Source organism: Sphingomonas endolithica, from assembly GCF_025231525.1.
GTDB classification, from domain to species: Bacteria; Pseudomonadota; Alphaproteobacteria; order Sphingomonadales; family Sphingomonadaceae; genus Sphingomonas; species Sphingomonas endolithica.
The window spans coordinates 3,728,425-3,749,158 of record NZ_CP103057.1; the positions used below are offsets into that span (position 1 = coordinate 3,728,425).

Genomic DNA, 20,734 nt, shown 5'->3' on the forward strand with positions numbered 1-20,734 from the left:
TTGGCCTGCTTGTTGAGCGCCGGCGCGTGCGCCGCCAGTCACCCGGTTTCCGCCTTCGGTGCGGGCGGGGCAGACAGCTTCGCAAAGATCGTCGTTCCTGCCGGGAAATCGGGCACGGTCGAGATACCCGTCACGGTCAGTCGCGCTACGATCGATACCGGAGGTGCCACGAACGCGCGTTCGATCAAGGTCGTCGGGCAGCGTGGCGATAGGATCGTCGAGGTGCTGGACGCTTATCCGTCGAAGCCGCAGGGTCTGTCGAGGTGCCAGAGCGGCAGCGAGACCTATTTTCGCGTGCTGGATGTCAGGGCGCGCAAAGAGGTGTTCGCGCGGCTCGTGGATTCGTGTCTGGTCGATCGGGTGCAAGCCGCCGATCCCCTGATCACGCGATCGCCAGACGGCGGTGAGGTTACGCTGCATGGCTTGTATTCGAGCTTTACGCTGCGGATCAGCCCCAATGGCGTCGTTATGGTGGCACCGTGATGTCTAAAGGGTAGTTGGCGGCGCAGGTGTGTGGAGAACGGTGTGAAACCCGGCGTTATCGGTTAGCCGACTGAGCGGGATCCCTTCGAGCGGCAAGCATAGTCTCGCAGTGGATCGAATCGGCCCGAGCAACATCGATATTGTTACTAGATGTTCAAAACACGGAGGTTTTTGCATTATTGACTCTCTTCGACTCTTCCAGGATCATTCTGCTCTAATCAGCTGGGGAGCGGGATATGAAGAAGATCGGCATTCTTGCGATATGCGTGATCGGGTCAGTTGTCTCAGGATGCACGCCGATACTGAAGGAGGTCCGATATACCGGGGGCTATCCTGGGTACATCATGGACAAGCGTACCTTTAATACATCCGCTTCGAAGCAACTTTTTCTGCTCCGTGCGACATTGGTCCTGGCAATGGCAGCGGAGATGAGCCGCGTTACCGTGCGCGGCGACGACGGCGATGCCTTTGCCAAACATCTTGCGGCGGCGGCAAAGGAGATCAACCATGCCGCTGCCGATCTGTACGATACCAAGTCGGATGGCACCGGGATCGTCTGTGTCACGGCGCGCGTCGACGACAAGAATTGCAGCGGCTTCTATGCCAATTTCGAAGGCGATATCCCGTTGATCGAACAGCGCATCATCAAGGTGATGCTCGCCGCGCTTCCCACCGACAAGGCCCGAAAGTTTCTGGATGACGCATCGCAGGGCAACATTCTGGGCGCCGCATGGAGTGCGCTGGGCACGGTAGCCAAGGGCGGCGGTGGGCTACATTTCGCGTTTGGGCGTTATCGCTCAGGGCTCGAGATCGTCGCCGAGCAGATGGGCAACAAGTGTCTGACGGGAACGTTCGATGCGCGGACGAGGACGGTGATCGAGGCGGCGAATTGCCTTGGCCTGTCGCAGGAGGATTTGTTCGCCGATCCCGCCAAGGAGGCGACGGCCGATCATCTGCGCGGCGATAATGATGGTGCGGTGAAGCCGGGCGCCTTTCTCGCGCTGATGCGGGCCGTGGCGACGGCATGTGTCGATTTGCCCTATTCAGGCGATGTCGCGACGATTGCGACAAGCCGGGATCTGCGTGGCAAGAGCTGTAACGATATTGGTTTCGAACCGGTGGCGCGACCGTATCGGATCACCAAGGATGCGAAGAGCCTCAGCGCTCCCGTGGTCGGCACCGCCCCAGCCGCGGCGCCGGATAAGGTTAAGAATTGACGTTTCGGCCCAGGGCCCAAGGGTAACGCATAACTCTTCCCCCGCGCACGTCATCTGCTATCGCGAGCGGCATGACAGAGCATCCCGAATCCATCCTTATCGTCGATTTCGGCAGCCAGGTGACGCAGCTGATTGCCAGGCGCGTGCGGGAGGCTGGCGTGTATAGCGAGGTGGCGCCGTTCCAGTCGGCCGAGGCGGCATTCGCGCGGTTGCAGCCCAAGGGGATCATCCTGTCGGGCGGGCCGGCGTCGGTGACGCTGGAGACCAGCCCGCGGGCGCCGCAGGTGTTGTTCGAGGCGGGGGTGCCGGTACTGGGCATCTGTTACGGGCAGCAATTGATGTCCGCGCAATTGGGCGGGAACGTGATCGTCTCGGGCGACGGCGGCGAGTTCGGCAGCGCCTATATCGACGTGAAATCGGATTGCGCCTTGTTCGACGGGCTGTGGGCGCCGGGCGAGCGGCACCAGGTGTGGATGAGCCATGGCGACAAGGTGGACGCGCTGGCGCCGGGATTCGTGCCGGTGGCGACCTCCGACGGTGCGCCTTATGCGATCGTCGCCGACGAGGCGCGGCGTTTCTACGGCGTGCAGTTCCACCCGGAAGTGGTGCACACGCCCGATGGTGGCAAGCTGATCGCCAATTTCGCGCGGCATGTGTGTGGCCTGGCCGGCGACTGGACGATGGCGGAATTTCGCGAGGCCAAGATCGCCGAGATCCGCGCGCAGGTCGGCAATGGCAAGGTGATCTGCGGGCTATCCGGCGGCGTGGATTCGTCGGTGGCGGCAGTGCTGATCCATGAGGCGATCGGCGCGCAGCTGACCTGCGTCTATGTCGATCACGGGCTGATGCGCAGCGGCGAGAGCGAGCAGGTCGTCAGCCTGTTCCGCAACCATTACAACATCCCGCTGATCCACGTGAATGCAGAGGAGACGTTCCTGGCCGGCCTGGCCGGCGTGACCGACCCGGAGGCGAAGCGCAAGTTCATTGGCGGGGCGTTCATCGACATCTTCGAGGCGGAAGCGAAGAAGATCGGCGGGGCGGAGTTCCTGGCGCAAGGCACGCTGTATCCCGATGTGATCGAGAGCGTGAGCTTCACCGGCGGGCCATCGGTGACGATCAAGAGCCACCACAATGTCGGCGGGCTGCCCGAGCGCATGAACATGAAGCTGGTCGAGCCGCTGCGCGAATTGTTCAAGGACGAGGTGCGCGCATTGGGTCGTGAGCTGGGGCTGACCGAGGCGTTCGTCGGGCGGCATCCGTTCCCGGGGCCGGGCTTGGCGATCCGCATTCCGGGCGAGGTGACCAAGGAGCGTTGCGACATATTGCGCAAGGCAGATGCCATCTATCTCGAGGAGATCCGTGCGGCGGGGCTGTACGACACGATCTGGCAGGCGTTCGCGGTGCTGCTGCCGGTGCGCAGCGTGGGCGTGATGGGCGACGGGCGGACCTACGACAATGTGCTGGCGCTGCGGGCGGTGACCTCGACCGACGGGATGACGGCGATGGCGTTCCAGTTCCCGGGCGACTTCCTGCCGCGGGTGGCAACGCGGATCGTCAACGAGGTGCGGGGGATCAACCGGGTGACGTATGATTATACGAGCAAGCCGCCGGGGACAATCGAATGGGAGTGACGAAGACTCGCGATCATCCGGGGGATGATCGCGGCTTCGTCGCTCGGCGGCTGCAAGGCCGCCGGGGTGCGGGCGCGCCATCCAGCGTGTTGTTTCCCGGCGGAGGCCGGGGTCCAGTGGCTAAGGGCGCGGTAACGACGCGCTACACCAACCAACTTCTGTCTCCCGGCTGGGTCCCGGCCTTCGCCGGGGTACTGCGTCGTTCTGCCGGGCTGATGTTTGCCGTCGCGATGCTCGGCGGGCCGGCGATAGCGAAGGATCCGCCCGCCTGGACGCGGCCGATCGCGCCGTTCAACGTGATCGGGCCGATCGATTATGTCGGGACCGAGGGGCTGGCTGCGTATCTGATCCACACCAAGGCGGGTGCGATCCTGATCGATGGGACGATGGCGGAGAATGCGGCGGCGATCGAGCGGTCGATCGCGCAGCGCGGGGTGCGGATGCGCGACGTGAAGCTGCTGCTGCTGAGCCATGCGCATTTCGACCATGCCGGTGGGCTGGCGGCGCTGAAGCGGGCAAGCGGGGCGCGGCTGGTGGCGGGGGCGGGGGACCGCGCGGCGCTGGAAAGCGGCGTGCCCCCGGGCGAGACGAGCTACGGCGTGATCCGCTTTCCGGCGGTGAAAGTGGACCGGGCGGTGCGGGATGGCGAGCGCGTGACGCTGGGCGGCGTGACGCTGGCCGCGGTGGCGACGCCGGGGCATACGCCGGGCTGCACGAGCTGGTCGGTCAGGCTGCGGCAAGCGGGCAAGCCGCTGGACGTGCTGTTCGCGTGCAGCGTGACGGTGGCGGGCAATCGGCTGGTCGGCAACCGCGCCTATCCGGGGATCGTCGGCGACTTCCGGCGCAGCTTCGCGCGGCTGGGGGCGATGTCGGCGGATGTCGTGCTGCCGTTCCACCCCGAGAGCGTCGATCTGATGGGGCGGCGCGCGCGCGGCACGCTGGTCGATCGGGCGGTGCTGCCGACGATGGTGCGCGAGGCGCGCGCCGGCTTCGATGCGGAGCTTGCCAAGCAGCAGGCGAAATGAGCGGGACTACAACGGCCACCTCGGCGGACGGTGCGGCGGTGGTGGCGCTGTGGGAGGAGGCCGGGCTGACGCGGCCGTGGAACGATCCGCAGGCCGATTTCGCGCTGGCGCTGGCGACGCCCGGCAGCATCGTTCTTGTCACGCGCGGCGACGATGGCGGCCTCACGGGCAGCGTGATGGCCGGGTTCGACGGGCATCGCGGCTGGGTCTATTATCTGGCGGTGGCCGAGCGTGCGCGCGGCACCGGGCTGGGGCTTGCCTTGATGACGGCAGCGGAGGATTGGCTGCGCGGGCAGGGTGCGCCGAAGGTCCAGCTGATGGTGCGCGAGGACAATGCGGCGGCGCTGGGTTTCTATGACGGTCTGGGCTTCGAACGGCAGAAGGTCGTCACGCTCGGGCGCTTCCTGAAGGACGATTCATGACCATCCTGTACGGCATTGCCAATTGCGACACGGTGAAGAAGGCGCGGGTGTGGCTGGAGGCGCAGGGCGTGGCGTATACGTTCCACGACTATAAGAAGGCCGGGATCGACGCGGCGACGTTGCGGGGGTGGAGCGCGCGGCTCGGGTGGGAGGCGTTGCTCAACCGCGCGGGCACGACGTTTCGCAAGCTGCCCGAGGCGGCGCGCGCCGACCTCGACGAGGACAAGGCGATTGCGCTGATGCTGGCGCAACCATCGATGATCAAGCGGCCGGTGATCGTGCAGGGCGATACGCTGCTGGCGGGGTTCAAGCCGGATACCTATCTGGGGCAGATCACCGGATAGGAGCAGCTACATGGTCACCGCACGCTGGAACGGCACCGTCATCGCGCAATCGGACGACACGGTCGTCGTCGAGGGCAACCATTATTTCCCGGCGGACAGCCTGGATGCAGCACTGCTCGAGGAGAGTGCGACGCACAGCTTCTGCCCGTGGAAGGGCGAGGCGAGCTACAAGTCGCTGGTGGTGGATGGCGCGCGGAACGCGGATGCGGCGTGGTATTATCCCGATCCGAAATCGGCGGCTGCGGAGATCAAGGGGCGGTTTGCGTTCTGGAAGGGCGTGGTGATTGCCTGAGGGTTTGGTCGCAAGGCCTTGAGGGCATTGCTGGCGGTGCTGGGCCCGCTTTGGAGAGCGTGGTGGGCTCCTGCGGATGCAGGAGCCCAGGGTTGTAAGGGACGGCGCTTGCGACTCCTGGGCCCCTGCTCTCGCAGGGGAACGGCCTGGGGTTGAGGTACACTCATCGTCACCCCGGACTTGTTCCGGCGTCCACCGTGCCGCGCGTGCGGCCGTCGAGCCACTATCCTTATCGAAAGCCGCTTGGTGGACCCCGGAACAAGTCCGGGGTGATGGCTGGGCGTTTGATAAGAGACGCCTGCGTTGGGAGGTGTCTCGACTTGGCTCGACACGAACGGAAAGTGATGCCGGCGCCGACTGGTTGCCTTTCCGTAACGAACCGGGCATTTTCCCGTCAGGGACAATGGGGGAGTACGGGATGACCGTCTTGCGGAACAAGGCACCGGGTTGGTTCTGGCTGGTGGCGGGCTTGATCACGCTTTGGGGGGTGATCGGCGTGGCCGCTTTCTACATGGATGTGAGCATGTCGTCCGCCGCGGTGGCGGGGATGAGCGATTATGATCGCGCGCTGCGCGCGAGCCGGCCGGGCTGGTTCATGTGGGTCTATGGTGCGGCGGTGTGGAGCGGGCTGATCGGCGGCGTGCTGCTGTTGCGGCGATCGGTCGTGGCGCATCCCTTGTTCGTGCTGTCGCTGATGCTGGTGATCGCGATGTTCGGCTATGTCTTTGCGGCGACCGACCTGATCGCGGTGAAGGGGGTCGTGGTGGCGACCGCGTTTCCGATCCTCATCGCGCTGATCGGGATGGGGGAGATCTGGTTCGCGACGCGGGCGCGGCGGCGGGCGTGGATTCGGTGACGTGACATGTAACTCTTGTTCCCCCGCGAAAGCAGGCGGGCGGGGCCACGAGCGCGGGCGCTTGCGACCCTGGGCTTCCGCTTTCGCGGGAGAACAAGAGATACATGTTCTAAGGGTGCAACCACCGGCTTGTTCCGGCGGCCACCAAGCTGCTTGGACTGGGAATGGTGCTTTGACGACAGAGCGTGTTGCGCGGTGGACCCCGGAACTAGTCCGGGGTGACGGCTCGGTACTCGGGGAACGTAGCGCTCGCGAACGCCGGCGCATCGCACTGGCAACGCGGGCGGCGATCCGCTAGCTCTTCGCGCATGTCCACGACCTTCACCATCGACACCTCGACCAGCCGCGCGAACCCGACACCGGCGCCGATGAAACGGCTGACCGTGCCGGCGATCCAGCGGCGCAAAGGCGGCGAGCCGCTGGTGATGCTGACCGCCTATACGGTGCGGATGGCGCAGTTGCTGGATCCGCATTGCGACCTGCTGCTGGTCGGCGACAGCCTGGGGCAGGTGATCTACGGGCTGCCCTCCACGCTGCCGGTGACGGTGGAGATGATGTGCGCGCATGGCGCGGCGGTGGTGCGTGGCAGCTACCACGCGGTGGTGGTGATCGACATGCCGTTCGGCAGTTACGAGGCGAGCCCGGAACAGGCGTTCGTGTCCGCCGCGCGGATCATGGCCGAGACGGGCGCGGCGGGAGTGAAGCTGGAGGGCGGCGAGGCGATGGCGCCGACGGTGGCGTTCCTGTCCGCGCGCGGCATTCCGGTGATGGGGCATATCGGGCTCACCCCACAGGCAGTGAATGCGCTTGGCGGTTACGGCGCGCGTGGGCGGACCAATGCCGAGCATGCCAAGATCGTCGCCGATGCGCGCGCGATCGCCGCGGCGGGGGCGTTCGCGATCGTCGCGGAAGGCGTGGTCGAGCCGCTGGCGCGGGCGATCGTCGCCGAAGTATCCTGCCCGGTGATCGGCATCGGCGCGTCGGCCGATTGCGACGGGCAGGTGCTGGTGACCGAGGACATGCTGGGGCTGTTCGATCGCACGGCGCGCTTCGTGAAGAAGTTCGACGATCTCGCCGGGCGCATCTCGACCGCGGTCGAGACCTATGCCGGGGATGTGCGATCGCGCACGTTTCCGGGCCCCGAACAGACCTATCAGCCCAAGGATTGACCCCCGGGATTGATTCGCTTCCGTTTGCCCGGCCACGCCGCTAAGGTCGCGGCCTTCACCGACATCCCCCCTTGCCGATCTGGAGCCTGCCTTGGCCGTCCCGCCGAACACCGACGAAGCATTTCTGCGCGAGGTCGATGACGAACTCCGCCGCGATCAGCTGACCAGCTTCTGGACCCGCTATGGCCGCCTGACGATCGGCGCGATCGTGCTCGCGCTCGCGATCTTCGCCGGCGTTCTGTATTGGCTGCACCACCAGAACCAGGTGGCCGGCGAGCAGGGCGAGCAGCTGAAGACGGTCAACGACCTGCTGGCCGAGCGCAAGGTGCCGGCGGCGGCCAAGCCGCTGCAGGAGCTCGCGGCCTCGGACATCAAGGGCTACCGCGCCAGCGCGCGCTTCATGCAGGCGGACCTGCTGCTGCAGAAGAACGACCTGAAGGGTGCGGCGGCCAAGTTCGCCGAAGTGGCGGCGGACACATCGGTCGGCGCGCCGTTCCGCGATCTTGCGCTGATCCGCCAGACGAGCGCCGAATTCGACACGATCAAGCCCGAGGTGGTGATCAATCGCCTGCGCCCGTTGGCCGTCAAGGGCAGCCCGTGGTTCGGCAGCGCCGGCGAGCTGATGGCCGCTGCCTATCTGCGCCAGAACCGCGCCGATCTGGCCGGGCCGATCTTTGCCGGCATCGCGCGCGAAGAGACCGTACCGCCCACGCTCCGTCAACGCGCGGTTCAGATGGCCGGCGTATTGGGAATCGACGCGGTCGACCAGCCTGAGGAAAAGAAAGCACCATGATGAAATCGACCAAGGGTTCGCTCGCGATCGCGGCCCTGCTGGCGCTCAGCGCGTGCGGCATTTTCAAGGGTGGCGGCAAGAAGACGCCAGTGCTGGGTGACCGCGTGCCGATCCTGCTATCGGAATCGGCGGTCGAGACCGACAAGACGATCGCCGCCGTGCAGGTGCTGTTGCCGGCGCCCGAAACGAATACCGAATGGACGCAGCCGGGCGGCAATGCCGCGAAATCCATGGGGCATGTCGCGCTTGGCCAGACGCTGGCGCGGGCGTGGAGCGTCTCCGTGGATGGCGGGTCCAACCGCCAGCGGCTCGCCGCGCCGCCGGTGATCGGCGACGGCAAGATGTTCGTGATGGACGTGGATGCCACGGTGCACGCCTTTGCCGCGGATACCGGCGCGGTGCTGTGGACGGCGAGCATCGTCAAGGACAAGGAAAACCAGGGTGCGCGCTTCGGCGGCGGCGTCAGCTACGAAGACGGCAAGGTCTATGCGAGCGACGGCCTGGGCGATTTGGTGTCGCTGAACGCCGCCGACGGCAAGGAAGTGTGGCGATCGAAGCCGGGCGGCCCGCTGCGCGGTTCGCCGACGGTCGCCTATGGCAACGTCTATGCGCTGACGCAGGACAACCAGTTGTTTGCGGTCTCGACCGAGGACGGCAAGGTCGGCTGGAACCAGTCGGGCAGCCTCGAATCGCAGGGCGTGTTCGGGGTGGCGGCGCCTTCGGTGAGCGCGGGCACGATCGTCGCGGGCTTTTCGTCGGGCGAGCTGAACGCCTATCGCTACGAGAATGGCCGCGGGCTGTGGCAGGACGCGCTGTCGCGCTCGGCGATCTCGACCTCGGTGTCGTCGCTGGCCGATATCGATGCCGCGCCGGTGATCGACCAAGGCCGCGTCTATGCCGTCGGGCAGGGCGGGCGCACCGTGGCGATCGATATCGGCACGGGCCGCCGCATCTGGTCGCAGAATTTCGCCGGCATTTCCACGCCGTGGATCGCGGGCGAATGGCTGTTCCTGGTGACCGACGATGCCAAGCTTGTCTGCCTCAGCCGCAACAACGGCGCGGTGCGCTGGATCAGCCAGCTGAAGGCGTTCAAGAACGAGAAGAAGCGCTCGGGGCCGATCACCTGGTTCGGCCCGGTGCTGGCCGGCAACCGGCTGGTGCTGACCAATTCCGAAGGCGAGATCGTCTCGGTCGGCAGCGGTGGCGGCGAGATGGGTGCGGTGATCAAGTCGGGCGCGCCGATCAACCTGCCGCCGATCGTGGCCAACAACACGCTGTACGTGCTGGACATGAAGGGGCGGGTTTCGGCGTATCGGTGAGGGCTTGCTGCGCGTGCTGCTGTTCCCCGGCGGAGGCCGGGGTCCAGTCGCGCAGGTGTTACCCGGCGCGGCATTCGCCAATGCGCGTTCCACTCCTGGGCCCCGGCCTTCGCCGGGGAACAGTTGAGGCAGGCTAAATCCCCGTGCGTGACCTTTGCCGCCAATGCGGCTAAGGGCTGGCCCATGTCCAATCTTCCCGTGGTCGCCATCATCGGCCGCCCTAATGTCGGTAAATCGACCCTGTTCAATCGCCTCGTCGGCAAGAAGCTCGCCCTGGTCGACGATCGGCCCGGTGTGACGCGCGATCGGCGGGAGGGGGATGCGACGTTGGTCGGCGTCTATTTCCGCGTCATCGACACCGCCGGATATGAGGATGAGGACGCCGCGACGCTGCCCGGGCGGATGCGCGCGCAGACCGAGGCTGCCGTCGCGCAGGCCGATGTCGCCTTGTTCATGATCGATGCGCGCGTCGGCGTGGTGCCGCTGGAGGAGGAGATCTCCCGCTGGCTGCGCGGGTCCGACACCCCGATCGTGCTGGTCGCCAACAAGGCCGAGGGTAAAGCGGGCGAGGCCGGACTGCTGGAGGCGCTGGCGCTGGGCTATGGCGACCCGGTGCCGCTATCGGCCGAGCATGGCGAGGGCATGGGCGACCTGTTCGATGCGCTGCTGCCCTATATCGACCGCGAGGATATCGAGCCCGAGCCCGAATATGGCGAGGACGATATGAGTGCGCCGCTGAAGCTCGCCATTATCGGGCGGCCGAATGCGGGCAAATCGACGCTGATCAACCGCATGCTGGGCGAGGAACGGCTGATCACCGGGCCGGAAGCCGGCATCACGCGCGATTCGATCGCGGTCGACTGGACCTGGCATGACGAGGACGGGAATGCGCGCGCGGTGCGGCTGATCGACACGGCGGGCATGCGCAAGCGCGCCAACGTGCAGGACAAGCTGGAGAAATTGTCGGTCGCCGACGCGCTGCACGCGATCGACTTTGCCGAGGTGGTCGTGCTGTTGCTGGATGCAACGCGCGGGCTGGAATCGCAGGATCTGCGCATTGCCGATGCGGCGTTGCAGGAAGGGCGCGCCTTGGTCGTGGCGCTCAACAAATGGGATGTCGCGGAACATGCCAGTTCGCTGTTCAACGGCGTCAAGGCGGCGCTGGAAGAGGGGCTGAGCCAGGTCAAGGGCGTGCCGGTGCTGACCGTGTCGGCAGCGACCGGCAAGGGGCTCGACATGCTGATCAAGGTCGCGTTCGAAACGCGCGAGGCATGGTCGAAGCGGATCGGGACGGGCGAGCTCAACCGCTGGTTCGAGAAAGCGGTGGAGGCCAATCCGCCACCCGCCCCGGGCGGCAAGCGCATCAAGCTGCGCTATCTGACCCAGGCCAAGACTCGGCCGCCGGGCTTCATCCTGTTCGGCACGCGGGTGGATCAATTGCCGACCAGCTATCAGCGCTATCTGATCAATGGCATCCGACGCGATCTGGGGTTCGGCGCCGTGCCGGTGCGCTTGACGCTGCGTGCGCCGAAAAACCCCTTCGACCGCTAAAAATTCGTTCAATCCAGGTTCATTCGTCAACCACTTCTTTACCGCACGCGATTAGATCTCGCTAAGACCTTCGCGGCAGATTTGCCTGTCATGGGAGACAAATGTGTCGTTCGAAGGTAGCACCTTGGTAGATTGGATCGCCTATCAGCGCTCGCGCAGCGAGCTCGGTGCGGGGTTCGTGCGCATCCTGGGCTATTTTCGCGAAGACGGCGTGAAGTCGGTGGCGGCGATCGAAACCGCGATGCGCGCGTTCGATGCCTGCGCGCTGATCTTGCCCGCGCATACGCTGAAAGGCGAGGCACGGCATTTCGGGGCGGAGCCGCTGGCGGATTGCGCGGAGGCGATCGAGATGATCGCGCGCGACTGCGTGGAGAATCGCGATACGCCGGAGGAAGCGCTGGAGCATGTCGTGCGGCTGCGCCCGATGTTCGAACAGACGCTGGCGCTGCTGGAGCGCGAGGCGAACCCCTTGGTCGAGCGGCGGCCGGTGCAGGGATTTGGTCGGCGGCAGGCTTAGCGCAGGGTGGCTCGCGGAGATCTCTAGTCCTCCGTTGGTCCTGAGTAGCCGTCGAGTAGCGCGAAGCGCGCATCGAAGGTCACGCGATACCGCGCTGCAAGGTGCTTCGATACGAGCCCTCGATACGGCCTGCGGCCTACTCGGTCTCTACTCAGCACGAACGGGTGGAAGTGACGTCAGCGCAGTGCGCGCAGGCGTTCCAAGTCTTCCGGGCGGTCGATGTCGAGCAATTCGTGGGCGGGGGCGATGACGTGCTTGCCGCTGGCGACCATCGCGCGGGCGCCTTCGTCGCCTTCCAGCATCAGCAGGGCCGGGAACTGGTCAGCGCCGAACACGGCGGGCGGGCAGGGCTTTACGCCGTCGCTCGACGCCACCACCGCATCGACACCGTCGGCGGCATCGAGCAGGCGGAGAACGTGCGTGGCGGTGACGCGCGGCATGTCGGCAAGCGCGATCATCACCGCATCGGCGCCCATCGCCTGCGCGCAGGCGACGCCGAGCTTCACCGAGTTGGACATGCCGATCTCGGGCTCCTCATTGTGGATCACGCGGTAGCCGCGTTCCTCGAAATCCAGATCAGTGCCGTTCTTGACCACGATCCGCTCTAGGAAAGGGACGCTTTCCAGCGCGGTGACGACGTGGAAGGCGAGCGGCTTGCCGAGGAAGTCCTGCGTCAATTTGTCGACATCGCCGAACCGCTGCGAGCGGCCGGCGGCGAGCAGGATCAATACCGTCCTGTCCGCCGCGATCATACCGTCGCCTGCTGCTTGTTGAACGCGCCGACCATGGCGGCGGCCACCGACAGGGCGATCTCGGCCGGGCCGATCGCGCCGATATCGAGACCCACTGGCGCGTCGATGCGGGCGAGATCGGCCTCGATGACGCCCTCGGCGGCGAGCCGCTGCAGCCGTGCGGCGTGGCTGCGGCGCGAGCCCAAAGCGCCGACGTAGGCGGTGTTGGTCTTGAGCGCGGCGATCAAGGCGGGATCGTCGATCTTGGTGTCGTGGCTGAGCGTGACCACTGCGGTCGACGGGCCTGGCGCATAAGCGGCGACGGCTTCGTCGGGCCAGCGATCGTCGAGCGTGACGTGCGGGAAGCGCTCCTCGGTCAGGAAGCGTTCGCGGGGGTCGATCACCACCGTGTCGATGCCGAGTTCGCGTGCAAGACCGGCGAGCGCCTGCGCGATCTGCACCGCGCCGACGATCAGCAGGCGGCGCGGCGGATCATATTTGTTGACGAAGGCAGCGCCTTCGGGCGGGCGCAGCGAGCTGGTGCCGCTGTCGAGATCGGTCGTGACGGTGAGCGCCTGGCCGGTGCTGCGCGCCTCGGCAATGCGATCGAACAATTCGGGGTCGAAGCCGGCAGCGGAGACGGGCTGGACCATGACCGCGATCTCGCCGCCGCAAGGCAGGCCGACTTCCCAGGCCGCGGCATCCTCGACGCCATAGCGCTTTACCGCGAAGGGGGCGCCGGCGATGACGTCGGCGGCGGTGGCGAGAATGTCGCTTTCGACGCACCCGCCGGAGACCGAGCCTTCGAACCGGCCGTCGCCGTGCACCAGCATGTGGCTGCCGCGCGGGCGCGGGGCCGAGCCCCAGGTGGAGACGACGGTAGCGATCGCCATCGGTGCGCCTTTCCAGGCAGTGGCGGCGGCGAGGATGGTGTCGTTGTCGGCCATGATCTTCCTAGAAACGTCACCCGGGACTTGTTCCGGGGTCCACCGCGCCGCGTCATCTGCGGCCGATGGGATTTAGGCCAGGTGGACCCCGGAACAAGTCCGGGGTGACGGGTTAGACTGGCGGCAAGCCCGCCAGGATCTTGTCCAGGGTCAGTGGGAAGTCTCGTACTCTGACCCCGCAGGCGTTGTAGATCGCGTTGGTGACCGCGGCGCCGGCGCCGGAGATGGACAGTTCGCCCAGGCCCTTCACGCCGATCGGGTTGGCATGCTCGTCGATCCTCTCGATGAAATGCACGTCGAGATGCGGCACGTCGGCGTGCGCGGGGACGTGATATTCCGCCAGATCCTGGTTGACGAACTGGCCGGTGCGCCGGTCGAGCACGGCATCCTCCATCAGCGCATAGCCGATGCCCCAGATCATCCCGCCGATCGCCTGGCTGCGCGCGGTCTTGGCGTTGAGGATGCGGCCGGCCTCGAACACGCCCAGCATGCGGCGCATGCGCACCTCGCCGGTCGTGGCGTTGACCGCCACCTCGGCGAATTGCGCGCCGTGCGCCGCCTGGCTGTAGGTCTTGGCGTTGCTGCCCTGGCTGATCTTGCCGTTGCCGACGAGCGGGGCGTCACCGACCAGTTCGTCCAGCGGCACGCGGCGGTTGCCGGCGATTGCGTGGCCATCCTTCAGCGTCATGTCCTCCGGCGCCGTGTCCATCCGCCGCGCGAGCGTGGCGACGATGTCCTCGCAGGCCAGCGCCACCGAGGAGCCGGCGCTGGCCGCGCCGAACGAGCCGCCGGAACCCGCGGCGGGGGGCAGATCGGTGTCGCCGAGCACGACGTCGATGTAGTGCAGCGGCAGCCCGAGCGCTTCTCCCGCGATCTGGCCGAGGATCGTGTAGCTACCGGTGCCGATGTCGGTCATGTCGGTTTCGACGCGGGCGCGGCCGTCGGGCAACAAGGTGACGCGGGCTTCGGAATCCATCATCAGGTTGATGCGCACGGCGGCGGCGACGCCCATGCCGATCAGCCATTCGCCGTCGCGCGTCTGCCCCGGTGTAGGGCTACGCCGCCCCCAGCCGAAATTCTCGGCGCCCCAATCGAGGCACTCGACCAGCCCGCGGGTCGAGAACGGCGCGCCGTTCATCGGATCGACCTTGGGTTCGTTCAACTTGCGGAAATCGATCGGATCGCGGCCGCATTTCTCGGCAAGTTCGTCGATCGCGGTTTCCAGCGCGAGCATTCCGACGGCTTCGCCGGGCGCGCGGACCGCGCCGGCCATGACCATGTCGAGCGTGACGATCTTGTGGCTGATCTTGCGGACCGGCGCGTCGTAGAGCGAGATCGTGCCTAGCGCGACCGGCTCCATGAAGCCGCCGTCCGGGCCCTGGCTGACGACACTGTCATGGCCGACCGCGGTCAGCCGCCCGTCCTGGTCGGCGGCGAGCCGGAGGCGCTGGTGCGTGTCGGTGCGGCGGTAGACGTTGTGGAACAATTGCTGGCGCGCCATCGCGATCTTGACCGGACGGCCGATCTTCTGCGCGGCGATCGCGGCGAGGACGGCGTCGGGGCCGAGCATCTTGCCGCCGAAGCCGCCACCGACATACGGCGACAGCAGGCGCACCTGATCTGCTGCCACGCCGAGCGATTTTGCCAGGACCTGCTTGGCGACCTTCAGGATCTGCAGGCTGGAGTGGACCGTCAACTGGTCGCCCTGCCACGAGGCGATCGAGGCATGCGGCTCCATCGCGGCATGAACCTGATGCGGGGTGGTATAGACCTGATCGATGCTGGCCGCGGCGTCGGCCATGGCCGCATCGATATCACCCTTTTCGACATCCTGCAGGCGGGCGTCGCTTGGCGGGCCCCCGGCCTTGGCAACATTGGCCATCGTGTCGAAGCGGCCCTGCTCGGGCGCGATATGGACGGTCACTGCCTTGGCGGCGGCGCGGGCGGCCTCGAAGCTTTCCGCCACCGCGACGCCCAGCACCTGATCGTAATGGTCGATCTCTTCGTTGCCGGCATGGGCCGGGCCGAACGCGGCGGCCTGGCGCGGGATACGGGGATCGTCGACGATGATGTCGAGCACGCCGGGCAACGACCGGGCGATATCCGTATCGAAGCCGGTGACCTTGCCCTTGGCGGCGGGGGCAGTGATCAGGAAGCCGTAGGCGACGTTGTCTTGTCTGTGTTCGTAGCCATAGGTGGCCGCGCCGGTGACCTTGAGCGCGCCCTCGACACGGTCGAGGCCCTTGCCGAGCACGCCCTGCACGCCGCGCGCCATTGCGGTGCCGGGGTGATCGGCGTCCATCTTGTAGTCGGCCATTAGTATTCCCCGAACGATTGCGCGTTGATCGTGCCGCACCTGTCGTGCTTCCCCGGCGAAGGCCGGGGTCCAGTCGCGATGTCAGAAGTTACGGCGCGCAACGCATGATGACGACTGTTTCCCGACTGGGCCCCGGCCTTCGCCGGGGAACTAGAAGAAGTCTTGTTGACCTCACACCGGCGGCAGGCCGGCGAGGATCTTGTCGAGCGTAAGTGGGTAGTCGCGGACGCGAACGCCACAGGCATTATACACCGCGTTGGCGATAGCCGCGCCGGCGCCGCAAATGCCGAGTTCGCCCAAGCCCTTGGCGTGTAGCGGGTTGGCGTGGACGTCGCGCTCGTCGAGCATGATGACGTCGATCTGTGGCACATCGGCATTCACCGGCACGTGATATTCGCCGAGATCGCGATTGACGAGCTTGCCGTTGCGCGGATCGTGGACCAGTTCCTCGGTCAGTGCGGCGCCGATGCCGAAGGTCATGCCGCCAAGGAATTGCGAGCGGGCGGTGGTGGCGTTGAGGATGCGGCCAGCGGAGAAGACGCCGAGCATCCGACGGACGCGGACTTCGCCGGTGGTGGCGTTGACGCCGACCTCGGCGAAATGCGCGCCGAAGCTCGCCTGGCGGGTGGCGGTCTCCTGCGCGCCGGGGGCAATCTCGCCCTCGGCGGTAATCCCGTCGCCGACCAGATCGGTGAGCGGCACGCGGCGATTGTCGGCGGTGACGTAGCCGTCCTTGAGCGTCATGGCGTGCGGATCGACGTTCATCTGCTTGGCGAGCTGCTCGCGCAGGTTTTCGCAGGCGAGATAAACCGACGAGCCGCTGGAGCCGGCGCCCCACGAGCCGCCCGAACCGGCGCCCGGCGGGGAATTGGTGTCGCCGAGCCTCACCTCGACCCGGTCGAGCGGCAGGCCGAGCAGTTCGCCGGCGATCTGGCCGAGGATGGTGTACGTGCCGGTGCCGATATCGGTCATGTCGGTCTCGACCGTCGCCTTGCCGGTGGCATCGATCGAGACGCGCGCGGCGGATTTCATCAGCGTGTTGCTGCGCGCGGCCGCCGCGACGCCGATGCCGACGAGCCATTCGCCGTCGCGCGTCGTGCCGGGCGCGGCGCGCTTGTCCCAGCCGAACTTGGCCGCACCTTCATCGAGGCAGTGGATCAGCTGGCGCGTGGAGAAGGGCACGTCCTGTTCCGGATCCAGCTCGGGCTCGTTGATGCGGCGCAGCTCGATCGGATCGATCCCGAGCTTCTCGGCCAGTTCGTCCATCGCGCCTTCGAGGCTCAGCATGCCGACGGCTTCGCCCGGTGCGCGCATCGAGCCGGCGAGGAGCAGGTCCATTCGCACCACGTCGTGATTGATCTGGCGATTTTCGGCGGCGTAGAGGAAGTGCGTGGAGACGCCGACCGGCTCGAAATAGCTCTCGTCGGGCAGCTGGCCCATCACCGAATCGTGGCCGATCGCGGTGAGCTTGCCGTCCCTGGTGGCACCGAGCCGGAGGCGCTGTTCGGTGTTGGTGCGGCGGACGGTGGCGTCGAAGACCTGCTGGCGCTCCATCACGCATTTTACCGGGCGTTTCAGCTGGCGCGCGGCGATGGCAGCGGCGATCGCTTCGGGCGCGATGCCGAGCTTCGAGCCGAAGCCGCCACCGACATAGCGCGAGACGATGCGCACCTTCGATTGGCTGACGCCGAGCGCCTGGGCAAGCTGCTGCTTGTCCGACGACGGCATCTGGTAGGAGCCCCAGACATCGAGCGAGCCGTCATCGTTCCAGCGGGCGATGCTGGCATGGAGCTCCATCGCCGCACTGTTCTGGCTCGGCGTGGTCCAGATCTCGTCGACGAACACCGGCGCCTCGGCCATCGCCTGGGTGAGGTCGCCCTGGCTGAAATGCGGCTTGGTCTCGCTTGGCGGCGGGGTTTCCTTCTGGTGCTTGAGCGTCTCGAAATCGAAGCGACCTTCAGCGGGTTCATGTTCGACCACCAGGCGGGTGGCGGCATCGCGCGCCGCCTCCAGCGTCTCGCCGAGAACGATGGCGATGATCTCGCCGAAATAATGCACGTCCTCGACGCCTTGCGTAGGCGCCTTGGTCTCGCCGCCTTGCTGCGGGTTGCGGGCGAAGGTCTTGAAATCGGTCACGACGTCGATCACGCCAGGAATGTCGCGCACGCTCTCGGCATCGACACGCGTGATCTTGCCGCGGCCGAAATCGCTGCCGACAAGGACGCCGTAGCACAGGCCTTCGATGTCGTATTCGGCGGCGTAGGTGGCGGTGCCGGACACCTTGAGCGGACCTTCGGTGCGGGTGAGCGCCTGGCCGATCAGCCCTTGGACGCCGCTATCGAGCAGGCTGGTTTCGACCGGCTTGCTCATCTTGAGGCTGGTGGTGGTGCTCATGGGTGGGTTCTTTCATCGAACCTTGCTGTTCTCCCGCGCACGCGGGAGCCCAGGGTTACGGAGGACAGCGCTCGCGACTCCTGGGCTCCCGCTTTCGCGGGAGAACAAGAAGGATGGCGCGACGTCATGCGCGCGTGCCGGTTAGGTCGCGCAGGCAGGCGATGAGCACGCGGCGGGCGAGGGGGATCTTGAAGTCGTTGCTGCCATAGCCTTGCGCATCGGCGAGCAAAGCGGTGGCGGCGGCCTCGAACACGGCCTCCGACGGCGCCTGGCCGATCAATGCGGCTTCGACTGCCGGATCGCGCCACGGCATCGGGCCAAGGCCGCCGAAGGCGAGCGAGGCATGTGCGATCTTGCCGGTCTCGACCGAGAGTATGCCGGCAACCGAGACGAGCGCGAAGGCATAGGAGGCGCGGTCGCGGACCTTGCGGTAGATCTGGTTGCCCTTGGGCGGGGCGGGCAGCTCGATATGCGTGATCAGTTCGCCGGGTTCGAGCACGGTCTCGATCTGCGGCGTATCGCCGGGCAGGCGGTAGAATTCGTGGATCGAGATGCGGCGGCGGTCGCCATCGACCTTGAGCGTGACGATCGTGGCGTCGAGCGCGCGCATCGCGACGGCCATGTCGCTGGGGTGGGTGGCGATGCAATGCTCGCTGGTGCCGAGCACGGCGAGGATGCGGTTGAAGCCGCCGATCGCCGAGCAGCCGGTGCCGGGCTCACGCTTGTTGCACGGCATGGCGGTGTCGTAGAAATAATAGCAGCGCGTTCGCTGGAGTAAGTTGCCACCGGTCGAGGCCTTGTTGCGCAACTGGCCGGACGCGCCGGCGAGCAAAGCGCGGCTGAGCACGGCATATTTCTCGACCACGCGGGGATCGGCGGCGAGATCGCTGTTGGGGACCAGCGCGCCGATCGTCAGGCCGCCATCCTCACGCTGTTCGATCTGGGCGAGATCGAGGCGGGAGATGTCGACGAGCTTGTCGGGCGTCTCGATCTGCAGCTTCATGAGGTCGAGCAGGTTGGTGCCGCCGGCGATGAACTTGGTGCCCAGGGTGACGGCGTGGACGGCGGCCTCAGGGCTATCGGCCTTGGCGTAATCGAACGTCTTCATGCGTCGGCTCCTGCGACTTCACGAATAGCATCGACAATGTTGGGATAGGCCGAGCAGCGGCAGATGTTGCCGCTCATGCGCTCGGAAATTTCTTCGTCGGTCAGCTCGGGGTTGGTGAGGTCGGCGCTGACATGGCTGCCCCAGCCCTTCTTGACCTCGTCGAGCATACCCATCGCCGAGCAGATCTGCCCCGGCGTGCAATAGCCGCACTGATAGCCGTCATGCTTGACGAACGCGGCCTGCATCGGACTCAAATTGTCCGCCGTGCCCAGGCCCTCGATCGTCGTAATGTCATCATCCTGATGCATCACCGCCAGCGTGAGACAGGAATTGACCCGGCGGCCGTTGATCAACACGGTGCACGCACCGCACTGCCCGTGATCGCAGCCCTTCTTGCTGCCGGTCAACCCGACATGTTCGCGCAAGAGATCGAGCACCGACGTGCGGATGTCCGGCTCGACCTCATGGGACTGGCCGTTGATCGTGAAGTGCATGCAGATGCCCCTGTCTTTACCGAATTCTTGGCCCCAACGCGTGCGACTAGGATGGTTTCCAAATGACAATCGTTATCAACAAAGTGGCTGTGCTGGCCGCGGTGCTCTTGGCAGCGGGCAGTGTACAGGCGCAGGAGACGGATATGCCCAAGCCGCCGATCGCAAAGCAGAAGAGCCTGTCCCCGGTGATCGTCATCGCGCATCGCGGCGCTAGCGGGCTCCGGCCGGAACATACCATCGCGTCCTACACGCTCGCGATCGAGCAGGGCGCGGACTTCATCGAGCCGGACCTGGTGCTGACCAAGGACGACGTTTTCGTCGCGCGGCACGAGAACGACATCACCGATACGACCGATGTCGCCAAGCATGCCGAGTTCGCCGCGCGCAGGGCGACCAAGATCATCGATGGCGAGAAGCATGTCGGCTGGTTCACCGAGGATTTCACGCTGGCCGAGCTGAAGACGCTGCGCGCCAAGGAGCGGCTGCCGCTGCTGCGCCCGAACAACGTGCAATATGACGGGCAGTTCGAGGTGCCGACATTGGCAGAGGTGATCGCGTTGGCCAAGCAGCACAAGGTCGGCATCTATCCGGAAACCAAGCATCCGAGCTATTTCGCCGGGATCGGCCATCCGATGGAGGCGCGGCTGGTGGCACAGTTGAAGGCGGCCGGGTGGGACAGTGCCGACGCGCCGGTGTTCATCCAGTCGTTTGAGGTGGACAATCTCAAGCGGCTGAAGGGCATGACGCAGGTGCGGCTGATCCAGTTGATGGATGCCAAGGGCGCGCCGGCCGATGGCGCGGCGCCAAGCTATGCCGCGATGACCACGCCCGAGGGGCTGAAGGCGGTCGCGGCTTATGCCTACGGGATCGGCCCGAACATCGCCATGGCATCGGACGGCACGTTGATCGCCGCGGCGCACGTGGCGGGCCTGCGCGTCCATCCCTGGACGTTCCGCGCCGAGAACTTCTTCCTGCCCAAGTCCGCCTGGATTGGGATCAACCCGCGCGGGCATGGCCGTGTTTCCGCCGAAATCACGCGCTATGTCGAGATGGGCGTGGATGGCTTCTTCACCGATTTTCCGGCAATCGGTGTCGAGGCGCGTGCCGCCGCGAACAAGGATTGA

General features: G+C 66.2%; 20 protein-coding genes. 14 read left to right on the plus strand and 6 right to left on the minus strand.

Going from position 1 to position 20,734, the window contains the following annotated elements; translation table 11 throughout:
- The first annotated feature begins 12 nt into the window (after positions 1-12).
- The 13 genes from NV382_RS17725 (at position 13) to NV382_RS17785 (ending at position 11,619) form a co-directional block, all read left to right on the plus strand.
- On the plus strand, positions 13-483 hold the full coding sequence (locus tag NV382_RS17725; protein ID WP_260598089.1) for a hypothetical protein: 471 nt from the start codon (positions 13-15) through the stop codon (positions 481-483).
- A gap of 428 nt (positions 484-911) precedes the next feature.
- Positions 912-1,700, plus strand: coding sequence for a hypothetical protein (locus tag NV382_RS17730; protein WP_260598091.1), 789 nt, complete (start codon positions 912-914; stop codon positions 1,698-1,700).
- A 71-nt stretch (positions 1,701-1,771) separates the two neighbouring features.
- Positions 1,772-3,331: a glutamine-hydrolyzing GMP synthase gene (gene guaA, locus NV382_RS17735; protein ID WP_260598092.1), complete on the plus strand. Its 1,560-nt coding sequence runs from the start codon at positions 1,772-1,774 to the stop codon at positions 3,329-3,331.
- Positions 3,328-4,356: a subclass B3 metallo-beta-lactamase gene (gene bla, locus NV382_RS17740; RefSeq protein ID WP_260598093.1), complete on the plus strand. Its 1,029-nt coding sequence runs from the start codon at positions 3,328-3,330 to the stop codon at positions 4,354-4,356. The genes guaA and bla overlap by 4 nt, the downstream gene beginning before the upstream one ends.
- On the plus strand, positions 4,353-4,778 hold the full coding sequence (locus NV382_RS17745; RefSeq protein ID WP_260598095.1) for a GNAT family acetyltransferase: 426 nt from the start codon (positions 4,353-4,355) through the stop codon (positions 4,776-4,778). The genes bla and NV382_RS17745 overlap by 4 nt, the downstream gene beginning before the upstream one ends.
- Entirely contained in the window at positions 4,775-5,122 is a 348-nt protein-coding gene (locus tag NV382_RS17750; protein ID WP_260598097.1) for an ArsC family reductase, read from the plus strand. Before NV382_RS17745 ends, NV382_RS17750 begins: the two co-directional genes overlap by 4 nt.
- A gap of 10 nt (positions 5,123-5,132) precedes the next feature.
- The gene (locus tag NV382_RS17755) at positions 5,133-5,414 is read left to right on the plus strand and encodes a DUF427 domain-containing protein (protein ID WP_260598098.1); all 282 of its coding nucleotides are present in this window, start codon (positions 5,133-5,135) and stop codon (positions 5,412-5,414) included.
- Positions 5,415-5,832: 418 nt separating this feature from the next.
- Positions 5,833-6,270: a hypothetical protein gene (locus NV382_RS17760; RefSeq protein ID WP_260598099.1), complete on the plus strand. Its 438-nt coding sequence runs from the start codon at positions 5,833-5,835 to the stop codon at positions 6,268-6,270.
- Between the two features lie 308 nt (positions 6,271-6,578).
- A complete protein-coding gene (gene panB, locus NV382_RS17765; RefSeq protein WP_260598100.1) occupies positions 6,579-7,439 on the plus strand; it encodes a 3-methyl-2-oxobutanoate hydroxymethyltransferase in 861 nt (286 codons plus the stop codon).
- A gap of 91 nt (positions 7,440-7,530) precedes the next feature.
- On the plus strand, positions 7,531-8,232 hold the full coding sequence (locus NV382_RS17770) for a tetratricopeptide repeat protein (protein WP_260598101.1): 702 nt from the start codon (positions 7,531-7,533) through the stop codon (positions 8,230-8,232).
- The gene (locus tag NV382_RS17775) at positions 8,232-9,551 is read left to right on the plus strand and encodes a PQQ-binding-like beta-propeller repeat protein (RefSeq protein ID WP_260600467.1); all 1,320 of its coding nucleotides are present in this window, start codon (positions 8,232-8,234) and stop codon (positions 9,549-9,551) included. The genes NV382_RS17770 and NV382_RS17775 overlap by 1 nt, the downstream gene beginning before the upstream one ends.
- Positions 9,552-9,734: 183 nt before the next feature.
- Positions 9,735-11,102 (plus strand): ribosome biogenesis GTPase Der, encoded by a 1,368-nt coding sequence (der, locus tag NV382_RS17780; protein WP_260598102.1) that lies wholly within the window; start codon positions 9,735-9,737, stop codon positions 11,100-11,102.
- A 103-nt stretch (positions 11,103-11,205) separates the two neighbouring features.
- Positions 11,206-11,619, plus strand: a complete 414-nt coding sequence (locus tag NV382_RS17785) for an Hpt domain-containing protein (RefSeq protein ID WP_260598104.1) — start codon at positions 11,206-11,208, stop codon at positions 11,617-11,619.
- Between the two features lie 176 nt (positions 11,620-11,795).
- On the opposite strand, the gene NV382_RS17790 is transcribed toward NV382_RS17785, so the two are convergent.
- The 6 genes from NV382_RS17790 to NV382_RS17815 all read right to left on the minus strand — a co-directional run bounded on the left by NV382_RS17790 (position 11,796) and on the right by NV382_RS17815 (position 19,610).
- A complete protein-coding gene (locus NV382_RS17790) occupies positions 11,796-12,371 on the minus strand; it encodes a nucleotidyltransferase family protein (protein WP_260598105.1) in 576 nt (191 codons plus the stop codon).
- Positions 12,368-13,297 carry an XdhC family protein gene (locus NV382_RS17795; protein WP_260598106.1) on the minus strand — a complete coding sequence of 310 codons (930 nt, stop codon included), beginning with the start codon at positions 13,295-13,297 and terminating at the stop codon, positions 12,368-12,370. The genes NV382_RS17790 and NV382_RS17795 overlap by 4 nt, the downstream gene beginning before the upstream one ends.
- A gap of 112 nt (positions 13,298-13,409) precedes the next feature.
- Positions 13,410-15,614 (minus strand): xanthine dehydrogenase family protein molybdopterin-binding subunit, encoded by a 2,205-nt coding sequence (locus NV382_RS17800; protein WP_260598107.1) that lies wholly within the window; start codon positions 15,612-15,614, stop codon positions 13,410-13,412.
- A gap of 171 nt (positions 15,615-15,785) precedes the next feature.
- Positions 15,786-18,008, minus strand: a complete 2,223-nt coding sequence (locus NV382_RS17805) for a xanthine dehydrogenase family protein molybdopterin-binding subunit (RefSeq protein WP_260598109.1) — start codon at positions 18,006-18,008, stop codon at positions 15,786-15,788.
- A 124-nt stretch (positions 18,009-18,132) separates the two neighbouring features.
- A complete protein-coding gene (locus NV382_RS17810) occupies positions 18,133-19,116 on the minus strand; it encodes an FAD binding domain-containing protein (RefSeq protein WP_260598110.1) in 984 nt (327 codons plus the stop codon).
- On the minus strand, positions 19,113-19,610 hold the full coding sequence (locus NV382_RS17815) for a 2Fe-2S iron-sulfur cluster-binding protein (RefSeq protein ID WP_260598112.1): 498 nt from the start codon (positions 19,608-19,610) through the stop codon (positions 19,113-19,115). The genes NV382_RS17810 and NV382_RS17815 overlap by 4 nt, the downstream gene beginning before the upstream one ends.
- Before the next feature lie 62 nt (positions 19,611-19,672).
- Here NV382_RS17815 and NV382_RS17820 point away from each other — a divergent pair, with 62 nt between their 5' ends.
- Positions 19,673-20,734 (plus strand): glycerophosphodiester phosphodiesterase, encoded by a 1,062-nt coding sequence (locus NV382_RS17820; protein ID WP_418066707.1) that lies wholly within the window; start codon positions 19,673-19,675, stop codon positions 20,732-20,734.

Excerpts from the sequence above, each read along its gene's own strand:
- NV382_RS17730 (WP_260598091.1), top strand. The coding sequence starts at position 912 with ATGAGCCGCGTTACCGTGCGCGGCGACGACGGCGATGCCTTTGCCAAA.
- guaA (WP_260598092.1), top strand. The coding sequence starts at position 1,772 with ATGACAGAGCATCCCGAATCCATCCTTATCGTCGATTTCGGCAGCCAG.
- NV382_RS17745 (WP_260598095.1), top strand. The coding sequence starts at position 4,353 with ATGAGCGGGACTACAACGGCCACCTCGGCGGACGGTGCGGCGGTGGTG.
- NV382_RS17750 (WP_260598097.1), top strand. The coding sequence starts at position 4,775 with ATGACCATCCTGTACGGCATTGCCAATTGCGACACGGTGAAGAAGGCG.
- NV382_RS17755 (WP_260598098.1), top strand. The coding sequence starts at position 5,133 with ATGGTCACCGCACGCTGGAACGGCACCGTCATCGCGCAATCGGACGAC.
- NV382_RS17760 (WP_260598099.1), top strand. The coding sequence starts at position 5,833 with ATGACCGTCTTGCGGAACAAGGCACCGGGTTGGTTCTGGCTGGTGGCG.
- panB (WP_260598100.1), top strand. The coding sequence starts at position 6,579 with ATGTCCACGACCTTCACCATCGACACCTCGACCAGCCGCGCGAACCCG.
- NV382_RS17775 (WP_260600467.1), top strand. The coding sequence starts at position 8,232 with ATGAAATCGACCAAGGGTTCGCTCGCGATCGCGGCCCTGCTGGCGCTC.
- der (WP_260598102.1), top strand. The coding sequence starts at position 9,735 with ATGTCCAATCTTCCCGTGGTCGCCATCATCGGCCGCCCTAATGTCGGT.
- NV382_RS17790 (WP_260598105.1), bottom strand. The coding sequence starts at position 12,371 with ATGATCGCGGCGGACAGGACGGTATTGATCCTGCTCGCCGCCGGCCGC.
- NV382_RS17795 (WP_260598106.1), bottom strand. The coding sequence starts at position 13,297 with ATGGCCGACAACGACACCATCCTCGCCGCCGCCACTGCCTGGAAAGGC.
- NV382_RS17800 (WP_260598107.1), bottom strand. The coding sequence starts at position 15,614 with ATGGCCGACTACAAGATGGACGCCGATCACCCCGGCACCGCAATGGCG.
- NV382_RS17805 (WP_260598109.1), bottom strand. The coding sequence starts at position 18,008 with ATGAGCACCACCACCAGCCTCAAGATGAGCAAGCCGGTCGAAACCAGC.
- NV382_RS17810 (WP_260598110.1), bottom strand. The coding sequence starts at position 19,116 with ATGAAGACGTTCGATTACGCCAAGGCCGATAGCCCTGAGGCCGCCGTC.
- NV382_RS17815 (WP_260598112.1), bottom strand. The coding sequence starts at position 19,610 with ATGCACTTCACGATCAACGGCCAGTCCCATGAGGTCGAGCCGGACATC.
- NV382_RS17820 (WP_418066707.1), top strand. The coding sequence starts at position 19,673 with ATGACAATCGTTATCAACAAAGTGGCTGTGCTGGCCGCGGTGCTCTTG.